General features: G+C 73.8%; 22 protein-coding genes and 1 tRNA gene. 1 reads left to right on the forward strand and 22 read right to left on the reverse strand.

Translation table 11 applies throughout. The annotated features are described in order from the left end of the window. Nucleotides 1–301 precede the first annotated feature (301 nt). On the reverse strand, nt 302–943 hold the full coding sequence (locus ACVWW9_RS12655; RefSeq protein WP_123697953.1) for an ANTAR domain-containing response regulator: 642 nt from the start codon (nt 941–943) through the stop codon (nt 302–304). 47 nt (nt 944–990) lie between these two features. Here ACVWW9_RS12655 and ACVWW9_RS12660 point away from each other — a divergent pair. After that, nucleotides 991–1,072: transfer RNA gene (locus tag ACVWW9_RS12660), tRNA-Leu, on the forward strand. Between the two features lie 83 nt (nt 1,073–1,155). On the opposite strand, the gene pyk is transcribed toward ACVWW9_RS12660, so the two are convergent. From pyk to rpoZ, 21 genes are all read right to left on the reverse strand, one after another. After that, the gene (gene pyk, locus ACVWW9_RS12665; RefSeq protein ID WP_123697954.1) at nt 1,156–2,649 is read right to left on the reverse strand and encodes a pyruvate kinase; all 1,494 of its coding nucleotides are present in this window, start codon (nt 2,647–2,649) and stop codon (nt 1,156–1,158) included. Nucleotides 2,650–2,761: 112 nt separating this feature from the next. Then, the gene (locus ACVWW9_RS12670; RefSeq protein WP_354260624.1) at nt 2,762–4,216 is read right to left on the reverse strand and encodes a glutamate synthase subunit beta; all 1,455 of its coding nucleotides are present in this window, start codon (nt 4,214–4,216) and stop codon (nt 2,762–2,764) included. Beyond that, a complete protein-coding gene (gene gltB, locus ACVWW9_RS12675; protein ID WP_456515800.1) occupies nt 4,209–8,771 on the reverse strand; it encodes a glutamate synthase large subunit in 4,563 nt (1,520 codons plus the stop codon). Before gltB ends, ACVWW9_RS12670 begins: the two co-directional genes overlap by 8 nt. Before the next feature lie 67 nt (nt 8,772–8,838). Then, nucleotides 8,839–9,756, reverse strand: a complete 918-nt coding sequence (gene lgt / locus ACVWW9_RS12680) for a prolipoprotein diacylglyceryl transferase (protein WP_456516035.1) — start codon at nt 9,754–9,756, stop codon at nt 8,839–8,841. Nucleotides 9,757–10,007: 251 nt separating this feature from the next. Then, complete coding sequence (trpA, locus tag ACVWW9_RS12685; protein ID WP_456515801.1) at nt 10,008–10,880, reverse strand: tryptophan synthase subunit alpha; 873 nt, start codon at nt 10,878–10,880, stop codon at nt 10,008–10,010. Beyond that, entirely contained in the window at nt 10,877–12,100 is a 1,224-nt protein-coding gene (gene trpB / locus ACVWW9_RS12690; RefSeq protein WP_456515802.1) for a tryptophan synthase subunit beta, read from the reverse strand. The genes trpA and trpB overlap by 4 nt, the downstream gene beginning before the upstream one ends. Next, complete coding sequence (gene trpC, locus ACVWW9_RS12695; RefSeq protein ID WP_123697958.1) at nt 12,097–12,885, reverse strand: indole-3-glycerol phosphate synthase TrpC; 789 nt, start codon at nt 12,883–12,885, stop codon at nt 12,097–12,099. The genes trpB and trpC overlap by 4 nt, the downstream gene beginning before the upstream one ends. Before the next feature lie 3 nt (nt 12,886–12,888). Then, the gene (locus ACVWW9_RS12700) at nt 12,889–13,107 is read right to left on the reverse strand and encodes a DUF6704 family protein (RefSeq protein ID WP_354261611.1); all 219 of its coding nucleotides are present in this window, start codon (nt 13,105–13,107) and stop codon (nt 12,889–12,891) included. Nucleotides 13,108–13,205: 98 nt separating this feature from the next. Next, nucleotides 13,206–13,751, reverse strand: a complete 546-nt coding sequence (locus ACVWW9_RS12705; RefSeq protein WP_354260618.1) for a Trp biosynthesis-associated membrane protein — start codon at nt 13,749–13,751, stop codon at nt 13,206–13,208. After that, a complete protein-coding gene (locus ACVWW9_RS12710; protein ID WP_456515803.1) occupies nt 13,748–15,262 on the reverse strand; it encodes a chorismate-binding protein in 1,515 nt (504 codons plus the stop codon). Before ACVWW9_RS12710 ends, ACVWW9_RS12705 begins: the two co-directional genes overlap by 4 nt. Next, nucleotides 15,259–15,675 (reverse strand): phosphoribosyl-AMP cyclohydrolase, encoded by a 417-nt coding sequence (gene hisI / locus ACVWW9_RS12715; RefSeq protein ID WP_456515804.1) that lies wholly within the window; start codon nt 15,673–15,675, stop codon nt 15,259–15,261. Before hisI ends, ACVWW9_RS12710 begins: the two co-directional genes overlap by 4 nt. Next, nucleotides 15,672–16,445, reverse strand: coding sequence for an imidazole glycerol phosphate synthase subunit HisF (gene hisF / locus ACVWW9_RS12720; protein ID WP_456515805.1), 774 nt, complete (start codon nt 16,443–16,445; stop codon nt 15,672–15,674). Before hisF ends, hisI begins: the two co-directional genes overlap by 4 nt. A 14-nt stretch (nt 16,446–16,459) precedes the next feature. Beyond that, nucleotides 16,460–17,299: an ATP phosphoribosyltransferase gene (gene hisG, locus ACVWW9_RS12725; protein ID WP_456515806.1), complete on the reverse strand. Its 840-nt coding sequence runs from the start codon at nt 17,297–17,299 to the stop codon at nt 16,460–16,462. 37 nt (nt 17,300–17,336) lie between these two features. Continuing rightward, complete coding sequence (locus ACVWW9_RS12730; RefSeq protein WP_123697963.1) at nt 17,337–17,600, reverse strand: phosphoribosyl-ATP diphosphatase; 264 nt, start codon at nt 17,598–17,600, stop codon at nt 17,337–17,339. Then, nucleotides 17,597–18,268, reverse strand: coding sequence for a ribulose-phosphate 3-epimerase (gene rpe, locus ACVWW9_RS12735; RefSeq protein WP_123697964.1), 672 nt, complete (start codon nt 18,266–18,268; stop codon nt 17,597–17,599). The genes ACVWW9_RS12730 and rpe overlap by 4 nt, the downstream gene beginning before the upstream one ends. Nucleotides 18,269–18,839: 571 nt before the next feature. Further along, a complete protein-coding gene (locus ACVWW9_RS12740) occupies nt 18,840–20,180 on the reverse strand; it encodes an RsmB/NOP family class I SAM-dependent RNA methyltransferase (protein WP_456515807.1) in 1,341 nt (446 codons plus the stop codon). After that, nucleotides 20,177–21,115 carry a methionyl-tRNA formyltransferase gene (locus tag ACVWW9_RS12745; protein ID WP_456515808.1) on the reverse strand — a complete coding sequence of 313 codons (939 nt, stop codon included), beginning with the start codon at nt 21,113–21,115 and terminating at the stop codon, nt 20,177–20,179. Before ACVWW9_RS12745 ends, ACVWW9_RS12740 begins: the two co-directional genes overlap by 4 nt. Before the next feature lie 25 nt (nt 21,116–21,140). Beyond that, entirely contained in the window at nt 21,141–23,108 is a 1,968-nt protein-coding gene (locus ACVWW9_RS12750; protein WP_456515809.1) for a primosomal protein N' family DNA-binding protein, read from the reverse strand. Nucleotides 23,109–23,113: 5 nt separating this feature from the next. Continuing rightward, complete coding sequence (gene metK, locus ACVWW9_RS12755; protein ID WP_123697968.1) at nt 23,114–24,301, reverse strand: methionine adenosyltransferase; 1,188 nt, start codon at nt 24,299–24,301, stop codon at nt 23,114–23,116. After that, entirely contained in the window at nt 24,298–25,536 is a 1,239-nt protein-coding gene (coaBC, locus tag ACVWW9_RS12760) for a bifunctional phosphopantothenoylcysteine decarboxylase/phosphopantothenate--cysteine ligase CoaBC (RefSeq protein ID WP_456515810.1), read from the reverse strand. Before coaBC ends, metK begins: the two co-directional genes overlap by 4 nt. Continuing rightward, a complete protein-coding gene (gene rpoZ, locus ACVWW9_RS12765; protein ID WP_123697970.1) occupies nt 25,536–25,793 on the reverse strand; it encodes a DNA-directed RNA polymerase subunit omega in 258 nt (85 codons plus the stop codon). Before rpoZ ends, coaBC begins: the two co-directional genes overlap by 1 nt. Nucleotides 25,794–25,910 lie beyond the last annotated feature (117 nt).

Consider the following 25,910-nt stretch of genomic DNA (forward strand, 5'->3'; position numbering starts at 1 on the left):
TCGGGCGATCGCAAGCCGCTCGGCACGGTGACGACCCTCACCGGCGAGCGTCACCACTCGCAGGCGGGGATGACCGCTCACGGGACGCGTGACCACTCATGCGCGGGGATGACCACTGACGCGCGGGAATGACCACTCACGCGCGGGAATGACCAGTCACGCGCGGGAGTGACCACTCACGCGCGGGAATGACCACTCACGGGCGGGAATGACCACTCACGCGCGGGAGTGACCACTCACGCGCGGGAGTGACCACTCACGCGCGGGCGCGACCACTCGCGGGCGGGGAGGACGCGGCGGGCTACTTCTTTGGGGCGCCGAGCTGCTCGATGACGGCCTGCGCGACCTCGGCCATCGTGAGGCGGCGGTCCATCGACGCCTTCTGGATCCAGCGGAACGCCTCCGGCTCCGCGAGGCCCATGCGCTGGTTCAGCAGGCCCTTCGCGCGGTCCACGAGCTTGCGCGTCTCGAAGCGGTCGGCGAGGTCGGCGACCTCGCTCTCGAGCGTGCGGATCTGGTCCCAGCGGGCCAGCGCGATCTCGATCGCCGGCAGCAGGTCGTTCTGCGTGAACGGCTTCACGACGTAGGCGAGCGCCCCGGCCTCGCCGGCGCGCTCGACGAGCTCCTTCTGGCTGAAGGCCGTGAGCAGCACGACGGGCGCGATCTTCTCGGCGCTGATGCGCTCGGCCGCGGTGATGCCGTCCATCTTCGGCATCTTCACGTCCATGACGATGAGGTCGGGCTTCAGCTCCTTCGCGAGCTCGACCGCGCGCTCGCCGTCGCCCGCCTCGCCGATCACGTCGAAGCCGGCGGCCTGGAGCGTCTCGACGATGTCGAGGCGGATGAGCGACTCGTCCTCGGCGACGAGCACGGTGCGCGAGGTGGAGGGCGTCTCAGCAGGTGCGGACCCGAGCTCGGGCTCGGCGAAGAGGTCGTCGGTCATGAGCACTAGCCTAGTGTTCGGTCGAGGCGGGCTCCGCCTCGACGAGAGCCGGTGTGGCGGAATCGGCAGACGCGGCGCACTCAAACTGCGCTTCCGCGAGGAGTGTGGGTTCGAGTCCCACCACCGGCACGTGACATCGAAGGGCTCAAGCCAGCGTCAGCCGGCTTGAGCCCTTCGATGCGAGGTCGAGCAGCAGCCCGACGGTCCGCCTGCTACCCCTCGGCGGGGTGCGGCGCCGACGGGTGCGGCACCTGGATGCGGCGCAGGCCGTGGTAGGCCGGCACGGCCTCGGCGTGCACGTCGCCGACGCGGTGGATGCGCAGGTCGTTCGTCGAGCCGGACGTGCCGGGGGGCATGCCGGAGATGACGACGACCTTCTCGCCGACAGCCACGAGGCCCTCGCCGATGAGCACGTCGTCGACCTGGGCGATCATCTCGTCGGTGTGCGTGACGCGGTCGACCAGGCGGGTGTTCATGCCCCAGATCATCTGCATCCGGCACTCGATCTCGGGGTCGGGCGTGAAGCCGAACATCGGGATCGCGGGCCGCAGCCGCGACATGCGGCGCGCGGAGTCGCCCGACTCGGTGAAGACGACGATCGCCTTCGCCTCGACGAAGCTCGCGACCTCCATCGCGGCGAGCGTCACGGCGCCGCCCTGGGTGCGCGGCTTCGTGCCGAGCGGCGGGATGCGGCCGAGGCCCATCTCCTCCGCTGCGGAGACGATGCGCGCCATCGTCTCGATCGTCGTGATCGCGTGCTTGCCGACGCTCGTCTCGCCCGAGAGCATCACGGCGTCCGCGCCGTCGAGGATCGCGTTGGCGCAGTCGCTCGCCTCGGCACGGGTGGGGCGCGAGTTCTCGATCATCGACTCGAGCACCTGCGTGGCGACGATGACGGGCTTCGCCCAGCGGCGGGCGAGCTCGACCGCGCGCTTCTGCACGAGCGGCACCTGCTCGAGCGGCAGCTCGACGCCGAGGTCGCCGCGGGCGACCATGATCGCGTCGAACGCGTCGATGATGTCGGCGAGGTTGTCGACCGCCTGCGGCTTCTCGATCTTCGCGACGACGGGCAGCTTCCTGCCCTCCTCCGCCATGATCTCGTGCACGCGCACGATGTCGGAGGCGTCGCGCACGAACGAGAGGGCGATGATGTCGGCGCCGAGGTCGAGCGCCCACCGCAGGTCGGACTCGTCCTTCTCGCTGAGCGCCGGCACGTTCACGGCGACGCCGGGCAGGTTGATGCCCTTGTTCGAGCTCACCGGGCCGCCGACGACCACCTCGGTGATCACGTCGGTCTCGGTGACCTCGAGCGCGCGCAGGGTGATGCGGCCGTCGTCGATCAGCAGCGGGTCGCCGGGCTTGACATCGGCCGGCAGGCCCTTGAAGGTCGTGCCGGCGCGCTGGCCGTCGCCCTCGATCTCGTCGGTGGTGATCGTGAAGCGCTCGCCCTCGACCAGCTCGAACGGGCCTCCGGGGATCTTGCCGAGGCGGATCTTCGGGCCCTGCAGGTCGACCAGGATGCCGACCGGCATGTGCAGCTCGTCAGAGGCGCGGCGGATGTTCGCGTACACCTCCTCGTGCACGCTGCGGTCTCCATGGCTGAGGTTCATGCGCGCGACGTTCACGCCGGCCGCGATCGCGGCCTTCGTGTGCTCGTAGCCGGCGAGGGCGGGCCCCCACGTCGCGACGATCTTGGCTCGTCTCATCGGGTTCTCTTTCCGTTTTCGCGCCGCCTGGGTGTTCGGCGCGGACGCCCCCATCCTTCCAGAGGGAGGCGTCCGCTGCCGACGTGCGCGGCTCGGTGCGAGCGGCGTGGCGTCAGACCGCGGCGAAGGGCCGGTCCGTGGCGCGCACGGGGGCCGGCAGCTCGGTCGAGCCCTCGAGGTAGGCGTCGACCGCTGCGGCCGCGGCGCGGCCCTCGGCGATCGCCCACACGATGAGCGAGGCGCCGCGACCGGCGTCGCCCGCCACGAACACGCCGGGCGCGTCCGTCGCGAAGTCGGGGCGCCGCTCGGGCACGCCGCGCTGGAACGGCACGTCGAGCGCCTCGCCGATCGAGGCGTCCGCGCCGGTGAAGCCGAGCGCGAGCAGCACGAGGTCCGCGGGGATCTCGCGCTCGGTGCCGGGCTTCGGGCGGCGCACGCCGTCGACGATCTCGGTGTCCGCGACGAGCAGCGCGCGCACCTCGCCGGCCTTGTTCGCGAGGAACTCGACGGTCGAGACGAGGTAGTTGCGCTCGCCGCCCTCCTCATGGCTCGACTGCACCTCGAAGATCGCCGGGTGCACGGGCCAGGGCTGGTGCTCCGGGCGCTCCGACGGCGGCTGCACGCCGATCGCGAGGTTCGTGACCGAGACCGCGCCCTGGCGGTGCGCGGTGCCGATGCAGTCGGCGCCGGTGTCGCCGCCGCCGAGGACGACGACGTGCTTGCCGGCCGCGGTGATCTGGTGCTCCGGCGTCGTGCCCGCGACCGCGCGGTTCTGCTGCACGAGGTAGTCCATCGCGAGGTGCACGCCGTCGAGCGAGCGGCCGGGGATCTCGAGCTCGCGCGCGACGGGCGCGCCGGTCGCGATCACCACGGCGTCGAAGCGGGCGCGCAGCTGCTCCCACGTGAGGTCGCGGCCGATCTCGACGCCCGCGCGGAAGCGGGTGCCCTCAGCGGTCATCTGCGCGAGGCGGGCGTCGAGCTGCCGCTTCTCGAGCTTGAAGTCGGGGATGCCGTAGCGCAGCAGGCCGCCGATGCGGTCGTCGCGCTCGTACACGGCGACCGTGTGGCCGGCGCGCGTGAGCTGCTGGGCGGCCGCGAGCCCTGCGGGGCCGGAGCCGACCACGGCGACCGTCTTGCCGGTGAGGCGGGCCGGCGGGTGCGGCTCGGTCCAGCCGTTCGCGAACGCCTCATCGGCGATCGACTGCTCGATCGACTTGATCGTCACGGCCGGCTGGTTGATGCCGAGCACGCACGACGACTCGCACGGCGCCGGGCAGAGCCTGCCGGTCAGCTCCGGGAAGTTGTTCGTCGCGTGCAGGCGGTCGCTCGCCGCCCTGCCCTCGCTGCGCCAGGTGAGGTCGTTCCACTCCGGGATGAGGTTGCCGAGCGGGCAGCCCTGGTGGCAGAAGGGCACGCCGCAGTCCATGCAGCGGCCCGCCTGCCGGCGGAGCACGGCCTTGTCGCCCGGCTCGCCGATCTCGCGCCAGTCGAGGATGCGCACGGGCACCGGGCGCTTCTTCGGGAGCTCTCGCTCCGTCACCTTCAGGAATCCACGAGGATCAGCCACCGGTCACCTCCAGGATCTGCCGCCAGATGTTGTCCGAATCGGGGTCGACGCCCTGCCGCTCCGCGTCGAGGCGGATGGATCGCACCATCGCCCAGTCGCGCGGCACGAGCTTCGAGACGCGCTGCAGACCGCGCTCGAGCAGGGCCTCCGCGACGGTCGAGCCGGTCAGCTCGACGTGGCGCGCCAGGATCGCGCGCAGCTCGATCTCGTCCTCCTCGTCGAGCTGCTCGACGCGCAGCTCGCCCTGGTGCCACGCGTCCTGGTTGAGCAGGCGCTCGTCGAGGTCGAGCACGTAGGCGATGCCGCCCGACATGCCGGCGCCGATGTTGCGCCCGGTCGAGCCGAGGATCACGGCGATGCCGCCGGTCATGTACTCGAGCGCGTGGTCGCCCACGCCCTCGCAGACCGCGGTCGCGCCGGAGTTGCGCACGAGGAAGCGCTCGCCGACGATGCCGCGCAGGTAGAGCTCGCCGCTCGTCGCGCCGTAGCCGATGACGTTGCCGGCGATGACGTTCTCCTCGGCGACGAGCGCGGCGCCCTCCGCGGGCTGCACCGTCACGAGGCCGCCGGAGAGGCCCTTGCCGACGTAGTCGTTGGCGTCGCCGTGCAGGCGCAGCGCGATGCCGCGCGGCACGAACGCGCCGAGCGACTGGCCCGCGGAACCGCGGAGCGTGAGGTCGACGGTGCCGGGCTCGAGGCCCTCCGCGCCGGCGTGCAGCGTCACCGCGTTGCCGAGCATCGTGCCGACCGCGCGGTCGGTGTTCGCGATCTCGAGGTCGAGCACGAGCCGCTCCCCCGCCTCGAGCGCGCGTCGCAGCGGCTCGAGCAGTCGGGTGTCGAGCTGCTGCTCGAGCTCGTGGTCCTGCTCGGTCGTGCGGCGCGGCGCGCCGAGCGCGCCCTGCGGCTGCGCGAGCACCGGTGCGAGGTCGAGCCCGTCGGCCTTCCAGTGCGCGACGGCGTGGTCGACCTCGAGCAGGTCGCCGCGGCCGATCGCCTCGTCGAGGCTGCGGAGGCCGAGCGACGCGAGCAGCTCGCGCACCTCCTGGGCGATGAACTCGAAGAACTGGACGACGAACTCGGGCTTGCCGGTGAAGCGCTGCCGCAGCACGGGGTTCTGCGTCGCGACGCCAACCGGGCAGGTGTCGAGGTGGCAGACGCGCATCATGATGCAGCCGGAGACGACGAGCGGCGCCGTGGCGAAGCCGAACTCCTCCGCGCCGAGCAGCGCGCCGACGATGACGTCGCGGCCGGTCTTCAGCTGGCCGTCGACCTGCACGCTCACGCGCTCGCGCAGGCCGTTGACCATGAGCGTGTGCTGGGTCTCGGCGAGGCCGATCTCCCATGGCGTGCCGGCGTGCTTCAGCGAGTTCAGCGGGCTCGCGCCCGTGCCGCCGTCGTGGCCGGAGACGAGCACGACGTCGGCCTTCGCCTTCGCGACGCCCGCGGCGACCGCGCCGATGCCCGACTGCGACACGAGCTTCACGTGCACGCGCGCGGCCGGGTTCGACCGCTTGAGGTCGAAGATCAGCTGCTTGAGGTCCTCGATCGAGTAGATGTCGTGGTGCGGCGGCGGCGAGATGAGGCCCACGCCGGCGGTCGCGTGCCGGGTGCGCGCGACCCACGGGTACACCTTCTGCGGCGGCAGCTGGCCGCCCTCGCCGGGCTTCGCGCCCTGCGCCATCTTGATCTGGATGTCGTCGGCGTGCGTCAGGTACATGCTCGTCACGCCGAAGCGGCCGGAGGCGACCTGCTTGATCGCGCTGCGGCGCTCGGGGTCGAGCAACCGGTCGACGTCCTCGCCGCCCTCGCCGGTGTTCGACTTCGCGCCCAGCCGGTTCATGGCGATCGCGAGCGTCTCGTGCGCCTCCTGCGAGATCGAGCCGTAGCTCATCGCGCCGGTCGAGAAGCGCTTGACGATCGACGCGACCGACTCGACCTCGTCGAGCGGCACGGGCGTCGCGCTCTCGCGCAGCCGCAGCAGGCCGCGGAGCGTCTTGAGCTCCTCCGCCTGGTCGTCGACCATGCGGGTGTACTCGCGGAACACGTCGTAGCGGCCGGTGCGCGTCGAGTGCTGCAGCTTGAAGACGGTCTCCGGGTTGAACAGGTGCGGCGCGCCGTCGCGGCGCCACTGGTACTCGCCGCCAGTCGTGAGCCGCTCGTGCGCGATCGGCGCCCGCTCGTCCGGGTAGGCGGAGCGGTGGCGGAGGCGGTTCTCCTCGGCGATCACGTCGAGGCCGACGCCGCCGAGCGGCGAGTGCGTGCCCGTGAAGTAGCGGTCGACGACGTCGCGCGAGAGCCCGATGGCCTCGAAGGCCTGCGCGCCGCCGTAGGCGCCGACGGTCGAGATGCCCATCTTCGACATGATCTTCGTGACGCCCTTGCCGAGCCCCTTGATGACGTTGCGCACGGCGGTGTCGACGTCGGCGCCGAGCTGCCCCGAGAGCGCGAGCTGCTCCGCCGTCTCCATCGCGAGGTACGGGTTCACGGCGCTCGCGCCGTAGCCGATGAGCAGCGCGACGTGGTGCACCTCGCGCACGTCGCCGGCCTCGACGACGATGCCGACGCGCATCCGCGTGGATGCCTTGATGAGGTGGTGGTGCACCGCGCTCGTCATGAGCAGCGTCGGGATGGGCGCGAGCTGGTCGGTCGAGTCGCGGTCGGAGAGGATGACGAACTGCGCGCCCTCGGCGATCGCCTCGTCGACCTCGCGGCACATCGCGTCGATGCGGCGCTCCATGGCCTCCGGCCCGTCCTCGACGCGGTAGAGCCCCTTGACGACGACGGTGCGGCGCGAGCCGGGCGTGCGGTCGATCGAGCGGATCTTCGCGAGCTGGTCGTTGTCGATCACCGGGAAGTCGACGATGATCTGGCTCGCGTGCGACGGCGTGGCCGTGAGCAGGTTGCGCACCGGGCCGATGCCCATCGTCATGCTCGTGACGATCGACTCGCGCAGCGAGTCGAGCGGCGGGTTCGTCACCTGGGCGAACGCCTGCTTGAAGTAGTCGAACAGCAGCCGCGGCCGGTCGGAGAGCGCCGCGATCGGCGTGTCGGAGCCCATCGCACCGAGCGGCTCGGCGCCGGTCTTCGCCATCGGGGCGATGAGGATCCGCACCTCCTCCTCGGTGTAGCCGAAGGTGCGCTGGCGGCGCACGACGGATGCGGCGGTGTGCGCGACGTGCTCGCGGTCAGGCAGGTCCGCCAGGTGGATGCGGCTCGACTCGAGCCACTCCCCCCACGGCTCCATCGCGGCGAGCTCGCGCTTGACCTCCTCGTCGGGCACGAGCCTGCCGGCCTCCGTGTCGACGAGGAAGAGCCTGCCGGGCTGCAGCCGGCCGCGGCGGACGACCCGGCTCGGGTCGATCGGCAGCACGCCGGTCTCGCTCGCGAGCACGACGAGGCCGTCGGAGGTCTCGAGCCAGCGGCCCGGACGGAGGCCGTTGCGGTCGAGCGTCGCGCCGACGATCGAGCCGTCGGTGAAGCTGATCGCGGCCGGGCCGTCCCACGGCTCCATGAGCAGCGAGTGGTACTCGGCGAAGTCGCGCAGGTCCTGCGGCATGTCGGGCTGGTTCTCCCACGCCTGCGGGACCATCATCATGATCGCGTGCGGCAGCGAGCGGCCCGCGAGGGTCAGCAATTCGAGCACCTCGTCGAACGACGCGGAGTCGCTCATGCCGGGCGTGACGATCGGCTTGAGCGGGCGCAGGTCGCCGAGCAGCTCGCTCGCGAGCTGCGACTCCCGGGCGCGCATCCAGTTGCGGTTGCCCTCGACGGTGTTGATCTCGCCGTTGTGCGCGATCATGCGCATCGGCTGCGCGAGCGGCCAGGACGGGAACGTGTTCGTGGAGTAGCGCGAGTGGACGATCGCGAGCTTCGTCTCGAAGCGCGGGTCCGAGAGGTCGGGGTAGAACGGCTCGAGCTGGAGCGTCGTCACCATGCCCTTGTAGGTGATGGTGCGGCTCGACAGCGACGGCAGGTACTCGCCGACCTCGCGCTCGATGCGCTTGCGCAGCCGCCAGGCGAGCCGGTCGAGCTCGATGCCGGCGACCGGCGAGCCGGCGGCGCTGACGAAGAGCTGCTCGATCGCGGGCATGGCGCCGCGCGCGAGCTTGCCGAGCGCGTCGGGCGCGATCGGCACCTCGCGCCAGCCGAGCACGCGCAGGCGCTCCTGGCCGGCGATCTCCTCGATCCGGGCGCGCGCATCGGCTCGCTCGGCGGCGTCGAGCGGCAGGAACGCGAGCCCCGCGGCGTAGGCGCCGGCGGCGGGCAGCTCGAAGCCGACCACCGCGCGCAGGAACGCGTCGGGCATCTGCGTGAGGATGCCGGCGCCGTCGCCGGTGCCGGCGTCGGAGCCGACCGCGCCGCGGTGCTCGAGGTTGCGCAGCGCGTCGAGCGCGAGCGCGACGATGTCGTGGCCCGCGGTGCCGCGGGTGGTGGCCACCATCGCGAGGCCGCACGAGTCCCGCTCGTGACGCGGGTCGTACATGCCGGTCGCGGGGGGCATCGCCGCGCCCCGGATGGGGGCGGCGGGGTTCGGACGCTCGCTGGATGCTCGCATCGTGCTCCTCTGCTCTCGCTGTGGGAGCGGGACGCCGTCGGCCCGCGGCGCGCCGGAAGGCGCGTGACTATCTCGTGGCGGCCGCGGGATGAGCGGCGGGCTCGGCGTCGTCCTGGGTGCGGGACTCCGGGAGCTCGGTGTAGACATCTGAGTCTACGCCCTCCTCGGCACCGGGCTCGCGCCCGGGCTGCCAGGGCGACGGCTCGAGGCCGGGGTGGCGGCGGGTCTGCACGATCCAGACGACCACGCCGAGCGCGATCGCGAGGAACGCCATCCACACGTTCGTGCGGATGCCGAGGAACAGCTCGGACGGGTCGAGGCGGATCGTCTCGAACACGGAGCGGCCCAGGCCGTACCAGACGAGGTAGAGCGCGACGAGGCGGCCCCACTGCACGTCGCGCTTGCGGTCGAGCCACAGCAGCACCGCGGCGCCGAGCACGTTCCAGAGGATCTCGTACGCGAACGTGGGGTGGAAGAGCGTGTCGGCGGGCAGTCCGACCGGGAACGCCTGGTTCGACGCCTCGATCTCGAGGCCCCACGGCAGGCCGGTCGGCTGGCCGAACAGCTCGTGGTTGAACCAGTTGCCGAGCCGGCCGAAGGCCTGGGCGAGCAGCAGGCCGGGCGCGAGCGCGTCGGCGAAGGTCGTGAAGCGCACGCCGGTCTGCCGGCAGCCGAGCCAGACGCCGAGCGCGCCGCCGATGAGGGCGCCGAAGATCGCGATGCCGCCCTCCCAGATGTACAGGGCGGTCATCGGGTCGCGGCCCGCGCCGAAGTAGTCGTCCGGGTGCGTCGCGACGTGGAAGATGCGGGCGGCGACGATGCCGAGCAGCACGGCCCAGACGGCGATGTCGACGACGTAGCCGGCCTCGACGCCGCGCTGGCGCAGGCGCCACCCGGTGAGCAGCGTCGCGACGACGATGCCCGCGAGGATGCAGAGCGCGTAGGTCTGGATGCCCCAGGTCGGACCGACGATGCGCAGGAACATCGCGAGGATGATGCCGGTCGCGAGCGAGCCGATGAGCGTCCACGCGGCATCGCGCTTCGAGAGGCCGCTGGTGAGCGCGCGGACGAGCATCGCGACGACGGTGATGACGAGGCCGAGCACGACGCCGAAGAGCACGGCGCCGAGCACCGAGCCCTGCACGAGCGGCAGCACGCCGATGGCGTCGAGCCACGCGCCGAGCGGCACCTGCTGCCACTCGGGGCTCGGGCTCGGGATGCTCTGGAAGACGGTGGTCACGCGGAGGCGTCCTTCTGTGGGCTGGACGAGGCGGTGCTCGACGGTGCGGTGGCCGCGGCGTCGGCCGGGCCGCCGTCGAGTGTACCGGCGGCGAGCGACGCGGCGAGCTCGCGGACGGCGGGCACGCCGCCGGCGCCGAGCGCGCGGACGAGCGCGGAGCCGACGATCGCGCCGTCCGCGTAGGTGAGCACGTCGCGCACCTGGTCGGCGGTGGAGATGCCGAGGCCGACGCAGCGCAGCGCCGTGGTGCCGGCCGCGGCCGCGCGTGCGGCGATGCGGTCGGCGAGCGCACGCGCAGCGTCGTCGACGTCGGTGCGGGCACCGGTCGTGCCCATGGTCGAGACCGTGTAGACGAAGCCGCGCGAGGCCTCGACCGCCCGGTCGATGCGCGCGTCCGACGACGACGGCGCGGCGAGGAACACCCGGTCGAGGTCGTGGCGCTCGGCGGCGGCCAGCCACTCGGCGGCATTCTCGGGCGTGAGGTCCGGGGTGATGAGGCCGGCGCCGCCTGCCGCGGCGAGCTGCTCCGCGAACCGGTCCACGCCGTAGCGCAGCACCGGGTTCCAGTAGGTCATGACGAGCACGGGCGCGCTCGTGCGAGCGGTGATGGCGGCGACGGCCTCGAAGACCTCCTCGAGCCGGAAGCCCCGCTCGAGCGTCGACTGGGTCGCCGCCTGGATGACGGGACCGTCCATGCCGGGGTCGGAGTACGGCACGCCGAGCTCGATCGCCGTGCAGCCCGCCTCGGCGATCGCGACGGCTGCCTCGATGCTCGTGGCGAGGTCGGGGAAGCCGACCGGGAGGTAGCCGATCAGGGCGCGCCCGCCGCTCGCGCGGATGGCGTCCTCGGTCGTGATGCGCGCGCTCACTGCTGCCTCGCGTCCTCGTCGAGCACGTCGAACCAGCGGCCCGCGGTCGCCACGTCCTTGTCGCCGCGCCCCGAGAGCGAGACGAGCAGGGTCGAGCCGGGCTGCTCGCGCGCGAACCGCATCGCACCCGCGATCGCGTGCGCCGACTCGATGGCGGGGATGATGCCCTCGGCGCGCGTGAGCGCGAGGAACGCCTCCATGGCCTCCGCGTCGCTCACCGGCTGGTACTCGGCGCGGCCGATGTCGTGCAGCCACGCGTGCTCCGGCCCGACGCCCGGGTAGTCGAGGCCCGCGGAGATCGAGTGCGACTCGAGGGTCTGGCCCTCGCCGTCCTGCAGCAGGTACGTGCGCATGCCGTGCAGCAGCCCGGGCTCGCCACGCTCGATCGACAGCGCGTGGCGCTCCGTGTCGGCGCCGTCACCGGCCGCCTCGAGGCCGATGAGCCGCACGTCGGCGTCGTCGAGGAACGCGTGGAAGATGCCCATCGCGTTCGAGCCGCCGCCCACGCACGCGAGCACGGCATCCGGCAGGCCGCCGGTCATCGCGATGGTCTGCTCGCGCGCCTCCTCGCCGATGGCGCGGTGGAAGTCGCGCACCATCTCGGGGAACGGGTGCGGGCCTGCCACGGTGCCCATGAGGTAGTGGGTCGAGTCGACGTTCGCGACCCAGTCGCGGAGGCCCTCGTTGATGGCGTCCTTGAGGGTGCGGGAGCCGCTCGTGACCGGCACGACCTCGGCGCCGAGCAGGCGCATCCGCGCGACGTTCAGCGCCTGGCGCTCGGTGTCGACCTCGCCCATGTAGACGACGCACTCCATGCCGAACAGCGCCGCCGCGGTCGCGGTCGCGACGCCGTGCTGGCCGGCGCCGGTCTCGGCGATGAGGCGCGTCTTGCCGAGCCGCTGCGCGACGAGCGCCTGCCCGAGCACGTTGTTGATCTTGTGGCTGCCGGTGTGGTTGAGGTCCTCGCGCTTCAGCAGGATGCGCGCTCCCGCCTGCTCGCTGAGGCGGCTCGCCTCGGTGAGCATCGAGGGCCGGCCGGTGTAGTCGCGCGAGAGCCGCGCGAACTCGGCCTGGAACTCCGGGTCGACCTTGCACGCCTCGTAGCACGCGGCAAGCTCGTCGATCGCGGCCATGAGCGGCTCGGGCATGAAGACGCCGCCGTACCCGCCGAACCAGGGGCCGTGGTGGTCGCGCAGCGAGGCTGCCGGTGCTTCGGTCATGCTGCTCTCCCGAACTCTGCGACGCGCGACTCGGGGTCGCCGTCGGTGACGAGGGCTTCGCCGACGAGCACGGCGTCGGCGCCGTCGCGCCGGTACCGCGCGACGTCGGCCGCGCTCTGCACACCCGACTCCGCGACGGCGACGACGCCGTCGGGGATGCGCGCGCGGAGCTCCGCGAAGCGCTCGGGATGCATGGTGAAGGTCTTGAGGTCGCGCGTGTTGACGCCGAGGATCCGGGCGCCCGCCTCGAGGGCCGCGTCGATCTCGTGCTCGTCATGGACCTCGACGAGCACCGACAGGCCCAGCTGCGTCGCGAAGCGGTGCAGCTCGGCGAGCCGGGCGGGCTCGAGCGAAGCGACGATGAGCAGCGCGAGGTCGGCGCCGAACGCCCTCGCCTCGAGCAGCTGGTACTCGTCGGCGATGAAGTCCTTGCGCAGCACCGGCACCGACACCGCGGCGCGCACCGCGCGCAGGTCGTCGAGCGAGCCGAGGAACCGGCGCTCCTCGGTGAGCACGCTGATGGCGGTCGCGCCACCCGCCTGGTAGCGCGCAGCGAGCGAGGCGGGCTCGGGGATGTCGGCGAGCGCGCCCTTCGACGGGCTCGCGCGCTTCACCTCGGCGATGATGTGCGGGCCGTCGGAGTCGGGCTTGGGCGTGCCGAGGATGGCGGCGGCATCGAGGGGCGTCGGCGTCTGGAGCGCGATCGACTCCAGGCGGTCGGCGGGCAGCGCGGCCCGGCGCCGCGCAGCGTCCTCGAGCGCGCCCGCGGTGAGCGCGTCGAGCACGGCCTAGTGGCCCTGCGGGCCGAAGCCGGCGCGGTTCAGGATCGGCCAGAGGATGATGCCGACGACGAGCAGGCCGGCGCTCGCCCAGACGAGCAGGGGCATGTCGAGGAAGAAGAAGAGGGTGCCGAGCGTGAAGGCGACGATCATCACGAGCACGCTGGCCCAGGCTGCGCGCGAGTGGCCGTGGCCCGGGTCGCCGAACGACTCGTCCTGCTCGGTCATGCTCAGCTCAGCTGCGTGCTGCTCGGTGATGCCGGTGCGTGCGCTCACGATGCTCCTCGGGTCGATCCTCCGGCGCGCTGGCGCGCCACCTCCCCAGTCTACCGAGTCGGGTCGTCGCCGTCGTCCATGACATCCCAGGCGAGGCCGGAGCCGCTGCGCTCGTAGCGGGCGGCTCGGCGTGCGCGCGCGGGCCAGCGACGCGCCGTGATGAGCACCCACACGCCGACGGCGGCGGCGACGATGCCCGCGGCGATGCCGACGAGCGGCCACGCCGTCGTCGCGGTCGCCGTGAGCTCCGCCTGCTGGGCGGTGCCCGCGAGCCCGGTCGCGTCGGCGACCAGCGTGGTGAGCGCGCCCGCGACGCCGGCCTGCGCGCCGCCGGCGTGGACGGCGAGCAGCGCGCCGAGCAGCAGCGCGAGTGCGCCGAGCACGAGCCGCCACACCTTCCCGGCGATCGGCAGCACGAGCGCGAGCGCGACGGTCGCGAGCGACAGCGTCGTCATCGCGCCCGCGACGTCCTGCCCGGCGACCGCGAGCACGCGGCCGTCGAGCAGCGTCGCGCTCCCCCACGTCTGCGTGGCGGCGAGCAGTCCCATCGCGCCGGCGAGCAGCAGCCCCAGCACGGCCGCGACGCGCGCGCTCATGCGCCTCGGCGCATCGAGGATGCGACGGCGACCGCGCGCAGCGGCGCAGCTGCCTTGCTCCGCACCTCCTGCAGCTCGGTCTCCGGGTCGCTGTCGGCGACGAGCCCCGCACCCGACTGCACGTGCGCGACGCCGTCGCGCATCGTCACGGTGCGGATGGCGATCGCGAGATCCGCGTCGCCGGCGAGGTCGAGCCATCCGACGACGCCGCCGTAGACGCCGCGCTGCGCGGGCTCGAGCTCGTCGATGATGGCGAGCGCGCGCGGCTTCGGCGCGCCCGAGAGCGTGCCCGCCGGGAAGGTCGCGCGGAACGCGTCGACGGCGGTCGCGTTGTCGCGCATCCGGCCCTCGACGGTCGAGACGATGTGCATGATGTGGCTGAAGCGCTCGATCGCCATGAGCTCGGTGACGGCCACTGTGCCGGGCACGCACACCTTCGCGAGGTCGTTGCGTGCGAGGTCGACGAGCATGACGTGCTCGCTGCGCTCCTTGGGATCGGCGAGCAGCTCGTCGGAGAGCGCGCGGTCGGCGACCGCGTCGGCGCCGCGCGGTCGGCTGCCGGCGATCGGATGCATCGTGGCAGCGCCGTCGTGCACCGTCACGAGCGCCTCGGGGCTCGAGCCGACGACGGCGTAGGGGGCGCCAGCGGCGTCCTCGAGCGACAGCAGGTAGAGGTACGGCGAGGGGTTGAGCATGCGCAGCACGCGGTAGACCTCGAGCGGGTCGGCATCGGTCTCGAGGTCGAAGCGCGCCGAGAGCACGACCTGGAAGACGTCGCCGTCGACGATGTGCTGCTTGGAGGTGCCGACCATCGCGCGGAAGTCCTCGGCGCTCACGCGCGCGCTGGGCTCGGGCGCGGCGTCGCGGTCGAGCACGGCGAGCGAGCCGGCCTCCGGTCGGGCGAGCTCGGCCTCGAGCGCGTCGAGCCGCGACTGCGCGTCGCGCCACAGCGCATCCGCGTCGTCGACGCCGTCGTGCAGCACGTTCGCCACGAGGTGCGCGGCACCGGTGCGGTGGTCGAGCACGACGAGCGTGGCCACGAGCGACACCGCGATCGCGGGCACGTCGACCTCGCGCGGCGGCGCGTCGGGGAGCCGCTCGAGCTCGCGCACCGCCTCCCAGCCGATGTGGCCGACGAGGCCGCTCGTGAGCCGCGGCAGGCCGTCGATGCGCGGCGTCGCCCAGCGGCGCAGCACGTGCTCAATGGTGTCGAGCCCGGTGCGCGGGGCGTCGTCGCCGAGCAGCCGCTCCGTGGCGACGGTCTCGGAGCGCCAGCGCACCTCGCCGCGGTCGGCGGTGAGCTGCCCGAAGGATGCGACGCCGACGAACGAGTAGCGGCTCCAGACGCCCTGCTGGGCGGACTCGAGCAGGAACGTGCCCGCGCGGCCCGCGGCGACGCGGCGGTAGACGCCGACCGGCGTCTCGGCGTCGAGGAACACCTCGCGCACCACCGGCACGACGCGGTGGTGCGGCAGCAGCGCGTCGAAGGCGGCGCGATCGGTGGTCGTCACGCGTCGTCCCGATCGGTGCGCGGCGCGGCCGCCTGGCCGGTCTGGGTGGGCACGGTCTGCATCGGCACCGGCGTGAAGAAGCACGAGCGCGCGCCGGTGTGGCACGCGGGGCCCGTCTGGTCGACGCGGACGAGCAGCGCGTCGCCGTCGCAGTCGAGCGCGATCGAGCGCGGCACCTGGATGTTGCCCGAGGTGTCGCCCTTGCGCCAGTACTCCTGGCGCGAGCGCGACCAGAACGTGACGCGGCCCTCGGTCGCGGTGCGCCGCAGCGCCTCCTCGTCCATGTAGCCGACCATGAGCACGTCGCCGGTCGCGTCGTCCTGGATGACGGCGGCGACGAGGCCGTCGGCGTCGAGCTTGAGGGCCGGCAGCCGGCCGTCGGCGATCGCCGGTGTCGTGGGGTCGTCGCTCATCGGACCGTCACCCCTGCCTCGCGCATCGCGGCCTTGACCTCGCCGATCGTGCACTGGCCGCTGTGGAAGATGCTCGCGGCGAGCACCGCGTCGGCGCCCGCGGCGACGGCCGGGGCGAAGTGCGCGGGGCCGCCGGCGCCGCCGGAGGCGATCACCGGCGTGGTCGCGACCGCGCGCACCGCGGCGAGCAGCTCGAGGTCGAAGCCCTCCTTCGTGCCGTCGGCGTCGATCGAGTTGACGAGCAGCTCGCCGACGCCGCGCGCGACGCCCTCGCTCGCCCACGCGAGCGCGTCGAGGCCCGCACCGCGGCTGCCGCCGTGGGTCGTGACCTCGAAGCCGGAGGGCTGCGACGACGAGCGGCGCACGTCGAGCGACAGGACGAGCACCTGCGACCCGAAGTCGGCGACGATGCGGTCGATGAGCTCGGGCTCGCGGATCGCGGCGGAGTTGACGCCCACCTTGTCGGCGCCGTGCGCGAGCAGCCGCGCGACGTCGTCGCGGCTGCGCACGCCGCCGCCGACCGTGAGCGGGATGAAGATCTGCTCGGCGGTGCGCTCGACGACGTCGAGCATCGTGCCGGCGTCGTCGACCGTCGCCTTCACGTCGAGGAACGTCAGCTCGTCCGCTCCCTGCGCGGCGTACCGCGCGGCGAGCTCGACCGGGTCGCCCTGGTCGGTGAGGCTCTGGAACTGCACGCCCTTGACGACGCGGCCGTGCGCCACGTCGAGGCACGGGATGACCCGGGTGGCGAGCGTCGACGTGGCGGTCATCAGCTGCGCCGGCATCAGATGCGCGCGGCGTGGATGCGCGTCACGATGATCGCGCGCGCGCCCACGTCGGCGAGCGCGTCCATGATGGCGTTCGTCTCGGCGCGGCGCACCATGACGCGGACGGCCGCCCACTCGGGGTCGTGGAGGGGACTCACGGTCGCGCTCTCGAAGCCGGAGGCGACGCCGATCGCGGCGTCGAGGCGCGAGCGCTCGATGTCGTAGTCGACGAGCACGAAGTCGCGGGCGACGATCACGCCGTCGAGCCTGCGCTTGAGGGTCGCGAGGCCAGGCGCGTCGCGGCCGCTCGTGATGAGCACCGCCTCGCTCGACAGGATCGGGTCGCCGAAGACCTCGAGGCCCTGGGCGCGCAGCGTGGCGCCGGTCTCGACGACGTCGGCGACGGCATCCGCGACACCGAGCCGCACCGCGGACTCGACGGCGCCGTCGAGGCGCACGAGCGTCGCCTCGACCCCGAGCGACGCGAGGTGCTGCTCGACGAGCACGGTGTACGACGACGCGACGCGGGCACCGGCGAGGTCCTGCACCGACCCGAAGCGACCGGCCTGACCGGCGAAGCGGAACGTCGAGCGCGCGAAGCCGAGCCCCTGCACCTCGGTCGCGGGCGAGCCCGAGTCCAGCAGCAGGTCGCGGCCGGTGATGCCGACGTCGAGCGCGCCGGAGCCGACGTACGTGGCGATGTCGCGCGGGCGGAGGTAGAAGAACTCGACCTCGTTGCGGGCGTCGACGGAGATGAGCTCCTTCGCGTCGCGGCGGCCGCGGTAGCCGGCCTCCTCGAGCATCCAGGCGGCCGTCTCGGCCAGCGAGCCCTTGTTGGGCACGGCGATCTTCAGCATGGCTTCCTCAGGTCTCTGACGGGTGTGGGGATGCGCGTCAGAGATGTCGGTAGACGTCCTGCAGGGTGATGCCCTTCGCCAGCATGAGCACCTGCAGGTGGTACAGCAGCTGCGAGATCTCGAGCGCCGCGTCCTCGTCGGTCTCGTGCTCCGCCGCCATCCAGACCTCGGCGGCCTCCTCGACGATCTTCTTGCCGATCTCGTGCACGCCGGCGTCGACGGCCGCGACGGTGCCGGATCCCTCACGGCGCTCGGCGAGGGTGCGCTCGAGCTCCCCGTACAGCTCGTCGAAGGTCTTCACCGCTCCAGGCTACCGGGCTGGAGCATGCCCGCCTCCCGCAGCGCGTCGATGCGCGCGGCCGGATCGGCGTGCCCGTAGACCGCGGAACCGGCGACGAAGACGTCGGCGCCCGCGGCGGCAGCGATGGGCAGCGTGTCGTCGGTGATGCCGCCGTCGACCTGCAGCGCGAGCTCGATGCCGAGCTCGTCGGCGCGGTCGCGGAGCTGCCGCAGCTTGGGCATCATGTCGGCCATGAAGGCCTGGCCGCCGAAGCCGGGCTCGACGGTCATGACGAGCACCATGTCGAACTCGGGCAGGTGCTCGAGGACCCGGTCGATGTGCGTGCCGGGCTTGACGGCGATCGCCGAGCGCGTACCCCGGGCGCGCAGCTCGCGCGCGATCGCGACGGCGTCGCGGGTGGCCTCGGCGTGGAACGTGACGGAGTCGACGCCGTCGATCGCGTACTGGTGGGCCCACGTGTCGGGGTCGTCGATCATGAGGTGAACGTCGAGCGGCAGCCGCGTCACCTCGGCGATGCGCTGCACCATCGGCAGCCCGAACGTGAGGTTCGGGACGAAGTGCGCATCCATGATGTCGACGTGCACGCCGTCGGCCGTCGCGATCTTCTCGAGGTCGCGCTCGAGGTTCACGAAGTCGGCCGACAGGATGCTGGGGTGGATCCTGACCATGGGTCCAGCCTAGCCGCGGGGGCGGGCGGGGGCGGTCGAGGGGCGTGCGGGGGTGCTCGGGGACGCTGGTGGGCGTTGTCGGGTGGTCGGGAGCTGCGGTGGTCGCCGCGCTTCGGTCGGCAGGTGCGGTGGTCGTTGCGCTTCGGTCGGGGTGGGAGGCCGGGACGGGAGCGGGGCGGCCGGGTCGGGCGCTCGGTGGTCGTCTCGCGGGCGGTTCCGTCGACGGATTGCTCGGATGTGTTGCTCTGGAGGGGGCGGAACCGCAGATCGGTGCAAGCTCTGGGTCGCCCCGCGGCGGTTCGGTGGGAAGGGGTACCGATGTGCCGCCTCGGGCGGGGTTCGAGCGGCACATCGGTACCGATTTCGGCCCGCATCACGTGAGGCGCTCCCCGAGCACGCTCGCATGGCGGGCGCATCCGAAAGTGGTACCGATCTGCGGGTCCGGGTCCTCCGCACCCGCAGATCGGTGCAACTTCTGGGCGCTCGCGCTCCAGTGGGGCGAATCGCTGGGCGCGCTCGGTCATCCCTGCGTCTTGCAACCCCCGCCAGCAGGACCTCGAGCCCGCGGAACCTACGCCGTCGTCAGCAGCTGCACGAACATCGCGTCGGTGCCATTGCGGTGCGGCCACAGCTGCACCGCGTCGCCCGTCTCGCCGAGCTCGATGCCGGGCGACAGCTCGCGCACGACGGCACGCGTGTCGACGGGCACGAGGCCGAGCGACGCCGCGCGATCGACGACCGCGCGGGTCTCGGCGAGGTGCGGCGAGCACGTGACGTAGGCGACGAGGCCGCCCGGCGCGACGGCACGCGCCGCGGCCTCGAGCAGCTCGACCTGCAGCGCCGCGAGCTCCGGCACATCGGTCGGCTGCTTGCGCCAGCGCGCCTCCGGGCGGCGGCGCAGCGCGCCGAGGCCCGTGCAGGGCGCGTCGAGCAGCACGCGGTCGAACGCGCCCACCGTCTCGCCGCGGCCGTAGCGCCGGCCGTCGCCGGTCACGACGTCGGGACGGGGCTGGATGCCGCGCACCGCCTCGCGCACGAGGCGCGCACGGTGCGGCAGCAGCTCGTTCGCCTCGAGGGTCGCGCCGGCCGCCGCGGCCTCGGCTGCCATGAGCGCCGCCTTGCCGCCGGGCCCCGCGCACAGGTCGAGCCACCGCTCCCCCGCCTGCGCCGGCCGCGCCCGCGTCAGGGCGAGCGCCGCGAGCTGCGACCCGGCGTCCTGCACACGCCAGCTGCCGTCGGCCACCTGCGGCAGCCGCGCCGGATCCCCGGGAGGCGCGACGCGACCGATCGGGCTCGCCGTCTCGGCGCCGTCGACGGCATCCGGGTCGGCGATGCCCGGCAGCGCGACGAGCTGCACGGCGGGCGGGTCGTTGTCGGCGGCGAGCAGTGCGCCCAGCTCGTCGGCGCGGCCCTCGCGGTCGAGCGTGCGTCGCAGCGCCCGCAGCACCCATGCCGGGTGCGCGGTCTCGAGCGCGAGCCGGTCGTCGTCCGAGGCGTCCGCGGTGAGGCGCGCGAGCCGCTCCTCGGCCGGCACCTCCGAGAGCCGGCGCAGCACCGCGTTCGCGAAGCCGGCCCTCCCCCGGTGGGAGCCCAGCAGCGCGACCGTCTCATGGACGGCCGCGTGCACGGGCGTGCGCATGCGGCTCAGCTGGTGCGAGCCGATGCGGAGCGTCGCGAGCGTGGTCGGGTCGATCGCATCGAGCGACCGGCCGGCCGCATCGGCGATGAGCGCATCGTGCTGCCCCTGCCAGCGCAGCGTGCCGTAGGCGAGCTCGGTCGCGAAGCCGGCGTCGGCGGGGGTCAGCCCGGCCTCCCGGATGCGCGCGGGCAGCAGCAGGTTGGCGTAGGCGTCGTCGCGCGCGACGGCGAGCACCACGTCGCGCGCGACCTCGCGTGCGCTCGCGCCGCTCATGCCACGGCTCCGAGCTCGAAGGTGGCGCTGCCCCCGCGGCCGCGCAGCCAGTCGGCGCCCGACATCGGCCGCTTGCCGGCCGGCTGCACCTCGATGAGCTCGAGCGGCGCGCTGCCGGTCCCCACGACCGCCGTGCGGCCCGCGAGCAGCGCCTGCCCGGGCGCGATCGGCTCGGTGCCCGAGCGGGCGAGCGCGAGCAGCTTCACGCGCTCGCCCTCGCCGCGCTCGTCGAGCACGGTCGCGTGCGCGCCAGGCTCCGGCGTCACCCCCCGCCAGCGCGCGAGCACCGCCGGCGCGGTCGCGGTGAGGTCGAGCGCCCCGTCGGCGAGCGCGAGCTTCGGCGCGAAGGTCGGCGCACCGGTCTGCGGCTCGAACGTCGCGGAGCCGTCGGCGATCGCGTCGACCGCGGCGACGAGCTCGTAGGCACCGAGCTCCGCGAGCTGCTCGAGCAGCGCGCCGGCGGTCGCGCCTTCCGGGATCGCCGCCTCGCGCATCCGCACGACGGGGCCGGCGTCGAGCTCGGCGACGAGCCGGAAGACGCTCACGCCCGTGGTCCCTCGGCCGTCGATGAGCGCGCGCTGCACGGGCGCGGCGCCGCGGTAGTCGGGCAGCAGCGAGAAGTGCAGGTTGATCCAGCCGTGCGGCGGTGCCGAGAGCAGCGGCTCGCGCACGAGGCCGCCGTAGGCGACCACCACGGCGAGCTCCGGCTCGAGCGCCGTGATCGCCGCCGTCGCATCGGCGTCGAGCCGGTTCGCCTCCAGCACGGGGATGCCGAGCGCCGTCGCGGCCTCCGCGACGGGTGTCGGCGTGAGGATGCGCTTGCGCCCCTGCGGTGACGCCGCCCTCGTGACGACGGCGACCACCTCGTGGGCGCGCGCGAGCGCCTCGAGGCTCGGGACGGCGGCGGCGGGGCTGCCGGCGAAGACGATGCGCATGGTTCCTCTCGGAGGTGCTGGGGGCTCAGAGCCCGTCGAAGGGCTCAGGATCATCCAACCGGATGCGGAGCCTCGCGGGCGCGCCCGGTCGCCTCGGCCGCGACGCCGCGGTGAGCACGCGAGCGCGCACGATGCCGGCGACGCGCGGGCCGTCGCCGTAGGCGAACCGCACGATCGCGCGCTGCACCTCGTCGCCGGGCCGTGCGCGGTCGTCGCTCGCGACCGGCACCGGCCCGAGCACGTCGAGGTGCTCGCTCCCCTCGAGCGCCTCGAGCGCCTCCGCGACCGCGTCGGGCGTGCCGACGACGGATGCGGTGCGCACCGCGGGCGGGAAGCGCAGCTGCCGCCGCTCGGCGAGCTCGGCCTTCGCGAAGGGCACGGTCGTGTCGCCCGTGAGCGCCGCGGCTACGGGCCCGACGACCCCCGCGAGCACGACCGTCGCGCCCTCCGCGGCGAGCGCGCGCGCCGCGGCCCACTGCCGCACCGCCTCCTCCGCGACCCGCAGGCCCTCGTGCGCGAGGAGCGCGTCGCCGTCGAGCAGCACGACGGCGCCGTAGCCGCCGTCGGCGATCGGCTCGGCCCCGCGCGTCGCGACGACGATGCGCGGACGCGCGTCGACCGTGAGCCGCTCGTGCTCGCCGTCGGCGACGACCACCGGCACGCCGGGGAACGCGCGACCGAGTTCCTCCGCGATGCGGCTGGAGCCGCGACCGACGGGCACGAGCCGCTGGCCGTCGCACGAGGGGCATCGCCAGCCCGCGGCGAGCCGGCCGCAGAGCCGGCACGCGGGTGCGGCGCCGCGGGATCGCTGGCCGAGCGGCCCGCCGCAGGCGCTGCAGCGACCGCGGGCGCCGCAGTCCGCGCAGCGCAGGCCCGGCGCGTGGCCCGGGCGGCCGACCTGCACGAGCACCGGCTTCGACGCCAGCGCATCGCGCGCCGCGGCGAAGGCCGAGGCCGGCACGCGCCTGCCGTCGTCGGCGAGGGCAGCCGGCAGCACGCGCACGCGCTGCGTGCCCAGCCGCTCGTGCTCGAGGTGGCCGAGCTCGACGAGCCGCTCCGCGTCGGTCGAGCGCGCGTGCCCGGCGATGACGAGCGCGCAGCCCGATTGCCCCTGCCGCACGAGCGCCGCGTCGCGCGCGTGCACCCAGGGCGAGAGCGGCTCGGCGAGCAGCGGATCGCCGTCCTCCCAGACGGCGAGCAGGCCGAGGCGCGCGGCCGGCGCGTAGACGGCCGATCGCGGACCGATGATCGCGATCGGCTCGTCATCGATGCACCGCAGGAAGCCGCGGTAGCGCTCCGGGTTCTTCTGCCGCGCGTCGAGCTCGACGGTGCGCTCGACGCCGACCGCGGCCTCGAGCGCGAGCCGCAGCTGGCGCTGCTCGCGGTGGTCGGGCACCACGAGGATCGCCTGCTCGCCGCGCTCGAGCGCCTGCCGCGCGAGCGCGGCGAGCGCGATCGCCCAGCGCCCGATCCAGGCGGTGCCGTCGGCCGTCTCGACCGCCGCGACGCCGCCCGCGCACTCGAGGGCGATGCGGCGGCGCGCCTCGACGAGCCCTGGCAGCACCGGGGCGGCCTCCGGCAGCTCGGGCATGGGGGGCGGCGGCGAGGCGTCGCCCGCGCGGGATTCGATCCAGGCCTTCTCGATGCGGGCCTGCCGGCCGGGGATCGCGACGCGCAGCACGTCGGCCGCGCCGCCCGCGGCGCGATCCGCGACCGCGCGGGCGAGCGCCCACACCTCGGGGCGCAGCACCGGCACCGGCGAGACGAGCTTCTCGATGTCGGCGACCTCGCCCTCCCAGGCGCGCGCATCCGCCACCTCGACGACGTAGCCCGCGGTCATCCGGTCGCCGCGCAGCGGCACGCGCACCCGCACGCCGGGCTCGACGCCCTCGAGCCCCGGCGGCACGCGGTACTCGAACAGCCGGTCGAGCTGCGGCAGCCGCGAGTCGACGACGACCCGGGCGAACCGCTCGCCCACCGGCGCCGCGGGCAAGGGGGTCAGAGCCCCGCGGCGGCGCGCAGGTCGTCGACGCGGTCGAGCCGCTCCCAGGTGAAGTCGGGCAGCTCGCGGCCGAAATGGCCGTAGGCAGCGGTCTGGCGGTACTTGGGCTTGCGGAGGTCGAGGTCGCGCACGATCGCGCCGGGGCGCAGGTCGAAGACCTCCTGGATCGCGGCCTGGATGGTCGCGTCGTCGACGGTGCCGGTGCCGAACGTCTCGACGTAGAGGCCCACGGGCTGCGCCATGCCGATCGCGTACGCGGCCTGCACCTCGAGGCGCGACGCGAGGCCCGCGGCGACGGCGTTCTTCGCCACCCAGCGGAGCGCGTAGGCGGCCGAGCGGTCGACCTTCGACGGGTCCTTGCCGCTGAACGCGCCGCCGCCGTGGCGGGCGGCGCCGCCGTAGGTGTCGACGATGATCTTGCGGCCGGTGAGGCCGGCGTCGCCCTTCGGGCCGCCGGTGAGGAACGAGCCCGAGGGGTTGACGATCGCGCGCATGCCGCTCGCGTCGAGGCCGAGCCGGGCGACGACGGGGTCGATGACGTGCTCGATGACGGCGGCGCGGATGTCGGCGTCGGTGACGCCGGGCGCATGCTGCGTCGAGACGAGCACCGTGTCGACGCTCACGGGGCGGAAGCCGTCGTAGCCGATCGTCACCTGCGTCTTGCCGTCGGGGCGCAGCCACGGGATCTCGCCGCTGCGGCGCACGGCGGCGAGCCGCTCGGCGAGCCGGTGCGCGGCCCACGCGGTCGCGGGCATGTACGTGGGCGTCTCGTCGGTCGCGAAGCCGAACATGATGCCCTGGTCGCCGGCGCCGTCGCGGTCGAGCGGGTCGACGGAGCCGTCGCGCGCCTCGACCGCCGTGTCGACGCCCGTGGCGATCTCGGGCGACTGCTCGCCGATCGAGACGGTGACGCCGCACGAGTTGCCGTCGAACGACACCTCGCTCGAGTCGTACCCGATGTCGACGATGACCTTGCGCGCGACCGACGCGATGTCGACGTAGCCGGTCGTGCGCACCTCGCCGGCGACGTGCACGAGGCCCGTGGTGACGAGCGTCTCGACGGCGACGCGCGCCTCGGTGTCCTGCGTCAGCATGGCGTCGAGCACCGCGTCGGAGATCTGGTCGGAGATCTTGTCGGGGTGGCCCTCGGTGACGGACTCGGACGTGAACAGCCGCAGGCTCACTGATGCTCCTCGGATGGGGATGTGGGGGCGGGGATGCCGGACGCGGGTCGCGCGGCGATGCGCTCGGCGACCGCGTCGATGATGGCGCGGGCCACTGACGCCTTGCTGCCGCTCGCGTCGGCGACGACGCCCGAGCCGTCGAGCACGCGCACGCGCGTGTCGACGTGGCCGAAGCCCTCGGCGTGGCCGACGCGGTTGACGACGAGCAGGTCGGCGCCCTTGCGGGCGAGCTTGTCGCGGCCGCGCTGCACGAGCGCGTCGTCGTCGGCCTCGGTCTCGGCGGCGAAGCCGACGACGAGGCTCGAGCGCTCGCGGTGCGCGAGCTCGGCGAGGATGTCGGGGTTGAGCGCGAGGGTCAGCGTCGGGCGCTCGCCCCACGACTCCTTCGTGCGCTTCGCGTCGGAGACGTCGTCGACGCGGTAGTCCGCGACCGCCGCCGCCATCACGACGATGTCGGCGTCGGCGCGCTCGAGCATCCGCTCGCGCAGCTGCGCGGTCGTCTCGACGACGACGGTCTCGACGCCGCGGGGCGCCGGCACGTCGAGGTTGGCGCCCACGAGCGTGACGGTGGCGCCCGCATCGCGTGCGGCCTCGGCGATCGCGACGCCCATGGCGCCGCTCGAGCGGTTGCCGAGGAAGCGCACGGGGTCGATCGGCTCGCGCGTGCCGCCGGCCGAGACGACGAGCGTGCGGCCGGCGAGGGCGCCGGAGCCGGCGACGCGCGCGAGCGCGGCCGCGACGACCTCGGAGGGCTCCGCCATGCGGCCGAGGCCGGTGTCGCCGCCGGTCAGCTCGCCGGCGACCGGGCCGACGATCGTGACGCCGCGGTCGGTGAGGGTCCGCACGTTCGCCTGCGTCGCGGGCTGCTCCCACATCTCGGTGTGCATCGCCGGGGCGAGCACGAGCGGCGCGCGCGAGGCGAGGACGGTGGTGCCGAGCAGGTCGTCGGCGAGACCGGTGGCGAGCTTCGCGAGCGTGTTCGCGGTCGCCGGCAGCACCACGATCAGGTCGGCGGCCTGCCCGAGCGCTACGTGGCGCACGGCGGCGACGTCGTCGAAGACCTCGTCGGAGACGGGATTCCGGCTCAGCGCCTCGAGCGTGGGACGCCCGATGAAGCGCAGGGCCGACGCGGTCGGCACGACGTGCACGTCATGCCCCGCCTGCACGAGCTCGCGGATGGCGAGCGCTGCCTTGTATGCGGCGATACCGCCGGAGATCCCGACGACGACGCGCATCAGGCCTCGGTGACCTCGTCGTGGGTGAGGCTCAGCTTGTCGGCGTGGATCTCGTGGAGCGCGACCGAGAGCGGCTTGTCCTCGATCGTCGCGTCGACGAGCGGGCCGACGTTGTCGAACATCGAGCCCTCGTGGATGTCGGTGTAGTAGTCGTTGATCTGGCGCGCGCGCTTGGACGCGAAGATGACCAGCTGGTACTTCGAGTCGACCTTGTCGAGCAGCTCGTCGATCGGCGGGTTGATGATGCCCTTGGCCATGGGTGCCTCCTGCAGACTCTTGGCGGGTGCGGGTTCACGCCCGCGAAGCTCGTGCGCCGGTGGGCGCAAGAGTCCATCCTACCGCGTGGCGGAGGCTTCCGGCGGGAGGGGCCGGAT

The sequence above is a fragment of the Agrococcus sp. UYP33 genome (assembly GCF_054060915.1).

Coding starts and splice junctions, on each gene's coding strand:
- rpoZ (WP_123697970.1), bottom strand. CDS start 25,793: ATGGCCAAGGGCATCATCAACCCGCCGATCGACGAGCTGCTCGACAAG.
- lgt (WP_456516035.1), bottom strand. CDS start 9,756: ATGTTCCTGCGCATCGTCGGTCCGACCTGGGGCATCCAGACCTACGCG.
- ACVWW9_RS12700 (WP_354261611.1), bottom strand. CDS start 13,107: ATGACCGAGCAGGACGAGTCGTTCGGCGACCCGGGCCACGGCCACTCG.
- ACVWW9_RS12745 (WP_456515808.1), bottom strand. CDS start 21,115: ATGCGCATCGTCTTCGCCGGCAGCCCCGCCGCCGCCGTCCCGAGCCTC.
- pyk (WP_123697954.1), bottom strand. CDS start 2,649: ATGAGACGAGCCAAGATCGTCGCGACGTGGGGGCCCGCCCTCGCCGGC.
- rpe (WP_123697964.1), bottom strand. CDS start 18,268: ATGGTCAGGATCCACCCCAGCATCCTGTCGGCCGACTTCGTGAACCTC.
- ACVWW9_RS12740 (WP_456515807.1), bottom strand. CDS start 20,180: ATGAGCGGCGCGAGCGCACGCGAGGTCGCGCGCGACGTGGTGCTCGCC.
- hisI (WP_456515804.1), bottom strand. CDS start 15,675: ATGAGCGACGACCCCACGACACCGGCGATCGCCGACGGCCGGCTGCCG.
- gltB (WP_456515800.1), bottom strand. CDS start 8,771: ATGCGAGCATCCAGCGAGCGTCCGAACCCCGCCGCCCCCATCCGGGGC.
- coaBC (WP_456515810.1), bottom strand. CDS start 25,536: ATGCGCGTCGTCGTCGGGATCTCCGGCGGTATCGCCGCATACAAGGCA.
- ACVWW9_RS12655 (WP_123697953.1), bottom strand. CDS start 943: ATGACCGACGACCTCTTCGCCGAGCCCGAGCTCGGGTCCGCACCTGCT.
- hisG (WP_456515806.1), bottom strand. CDS start 17,299: ATGCTGAAGATCGCCGTGCCCAACAAGGGCTCGCTGGCCGAGACGGCC.
- trpB (WP_456515802.1), bottom strand. CDS start 12,100: ATGACCGAAGCACCGGCAGCCTCGCTGCGCGACCACCACGGCCCCTGG.
- hisF (WP_456515805.1), bottom strand. CDS start 16,445: ATGACCGCCACGTCGACGCTCGCCACCCGGGTCATCCCGTGCCTCGAC.
- ACVWW9_RS12705 (WP_354260618.1), bottom strand. CDS start 13,751: ATGAGCGCGCGCGTCGCGGCCGTGCTGGGGCTGCTGCTCGCCGGCGCG.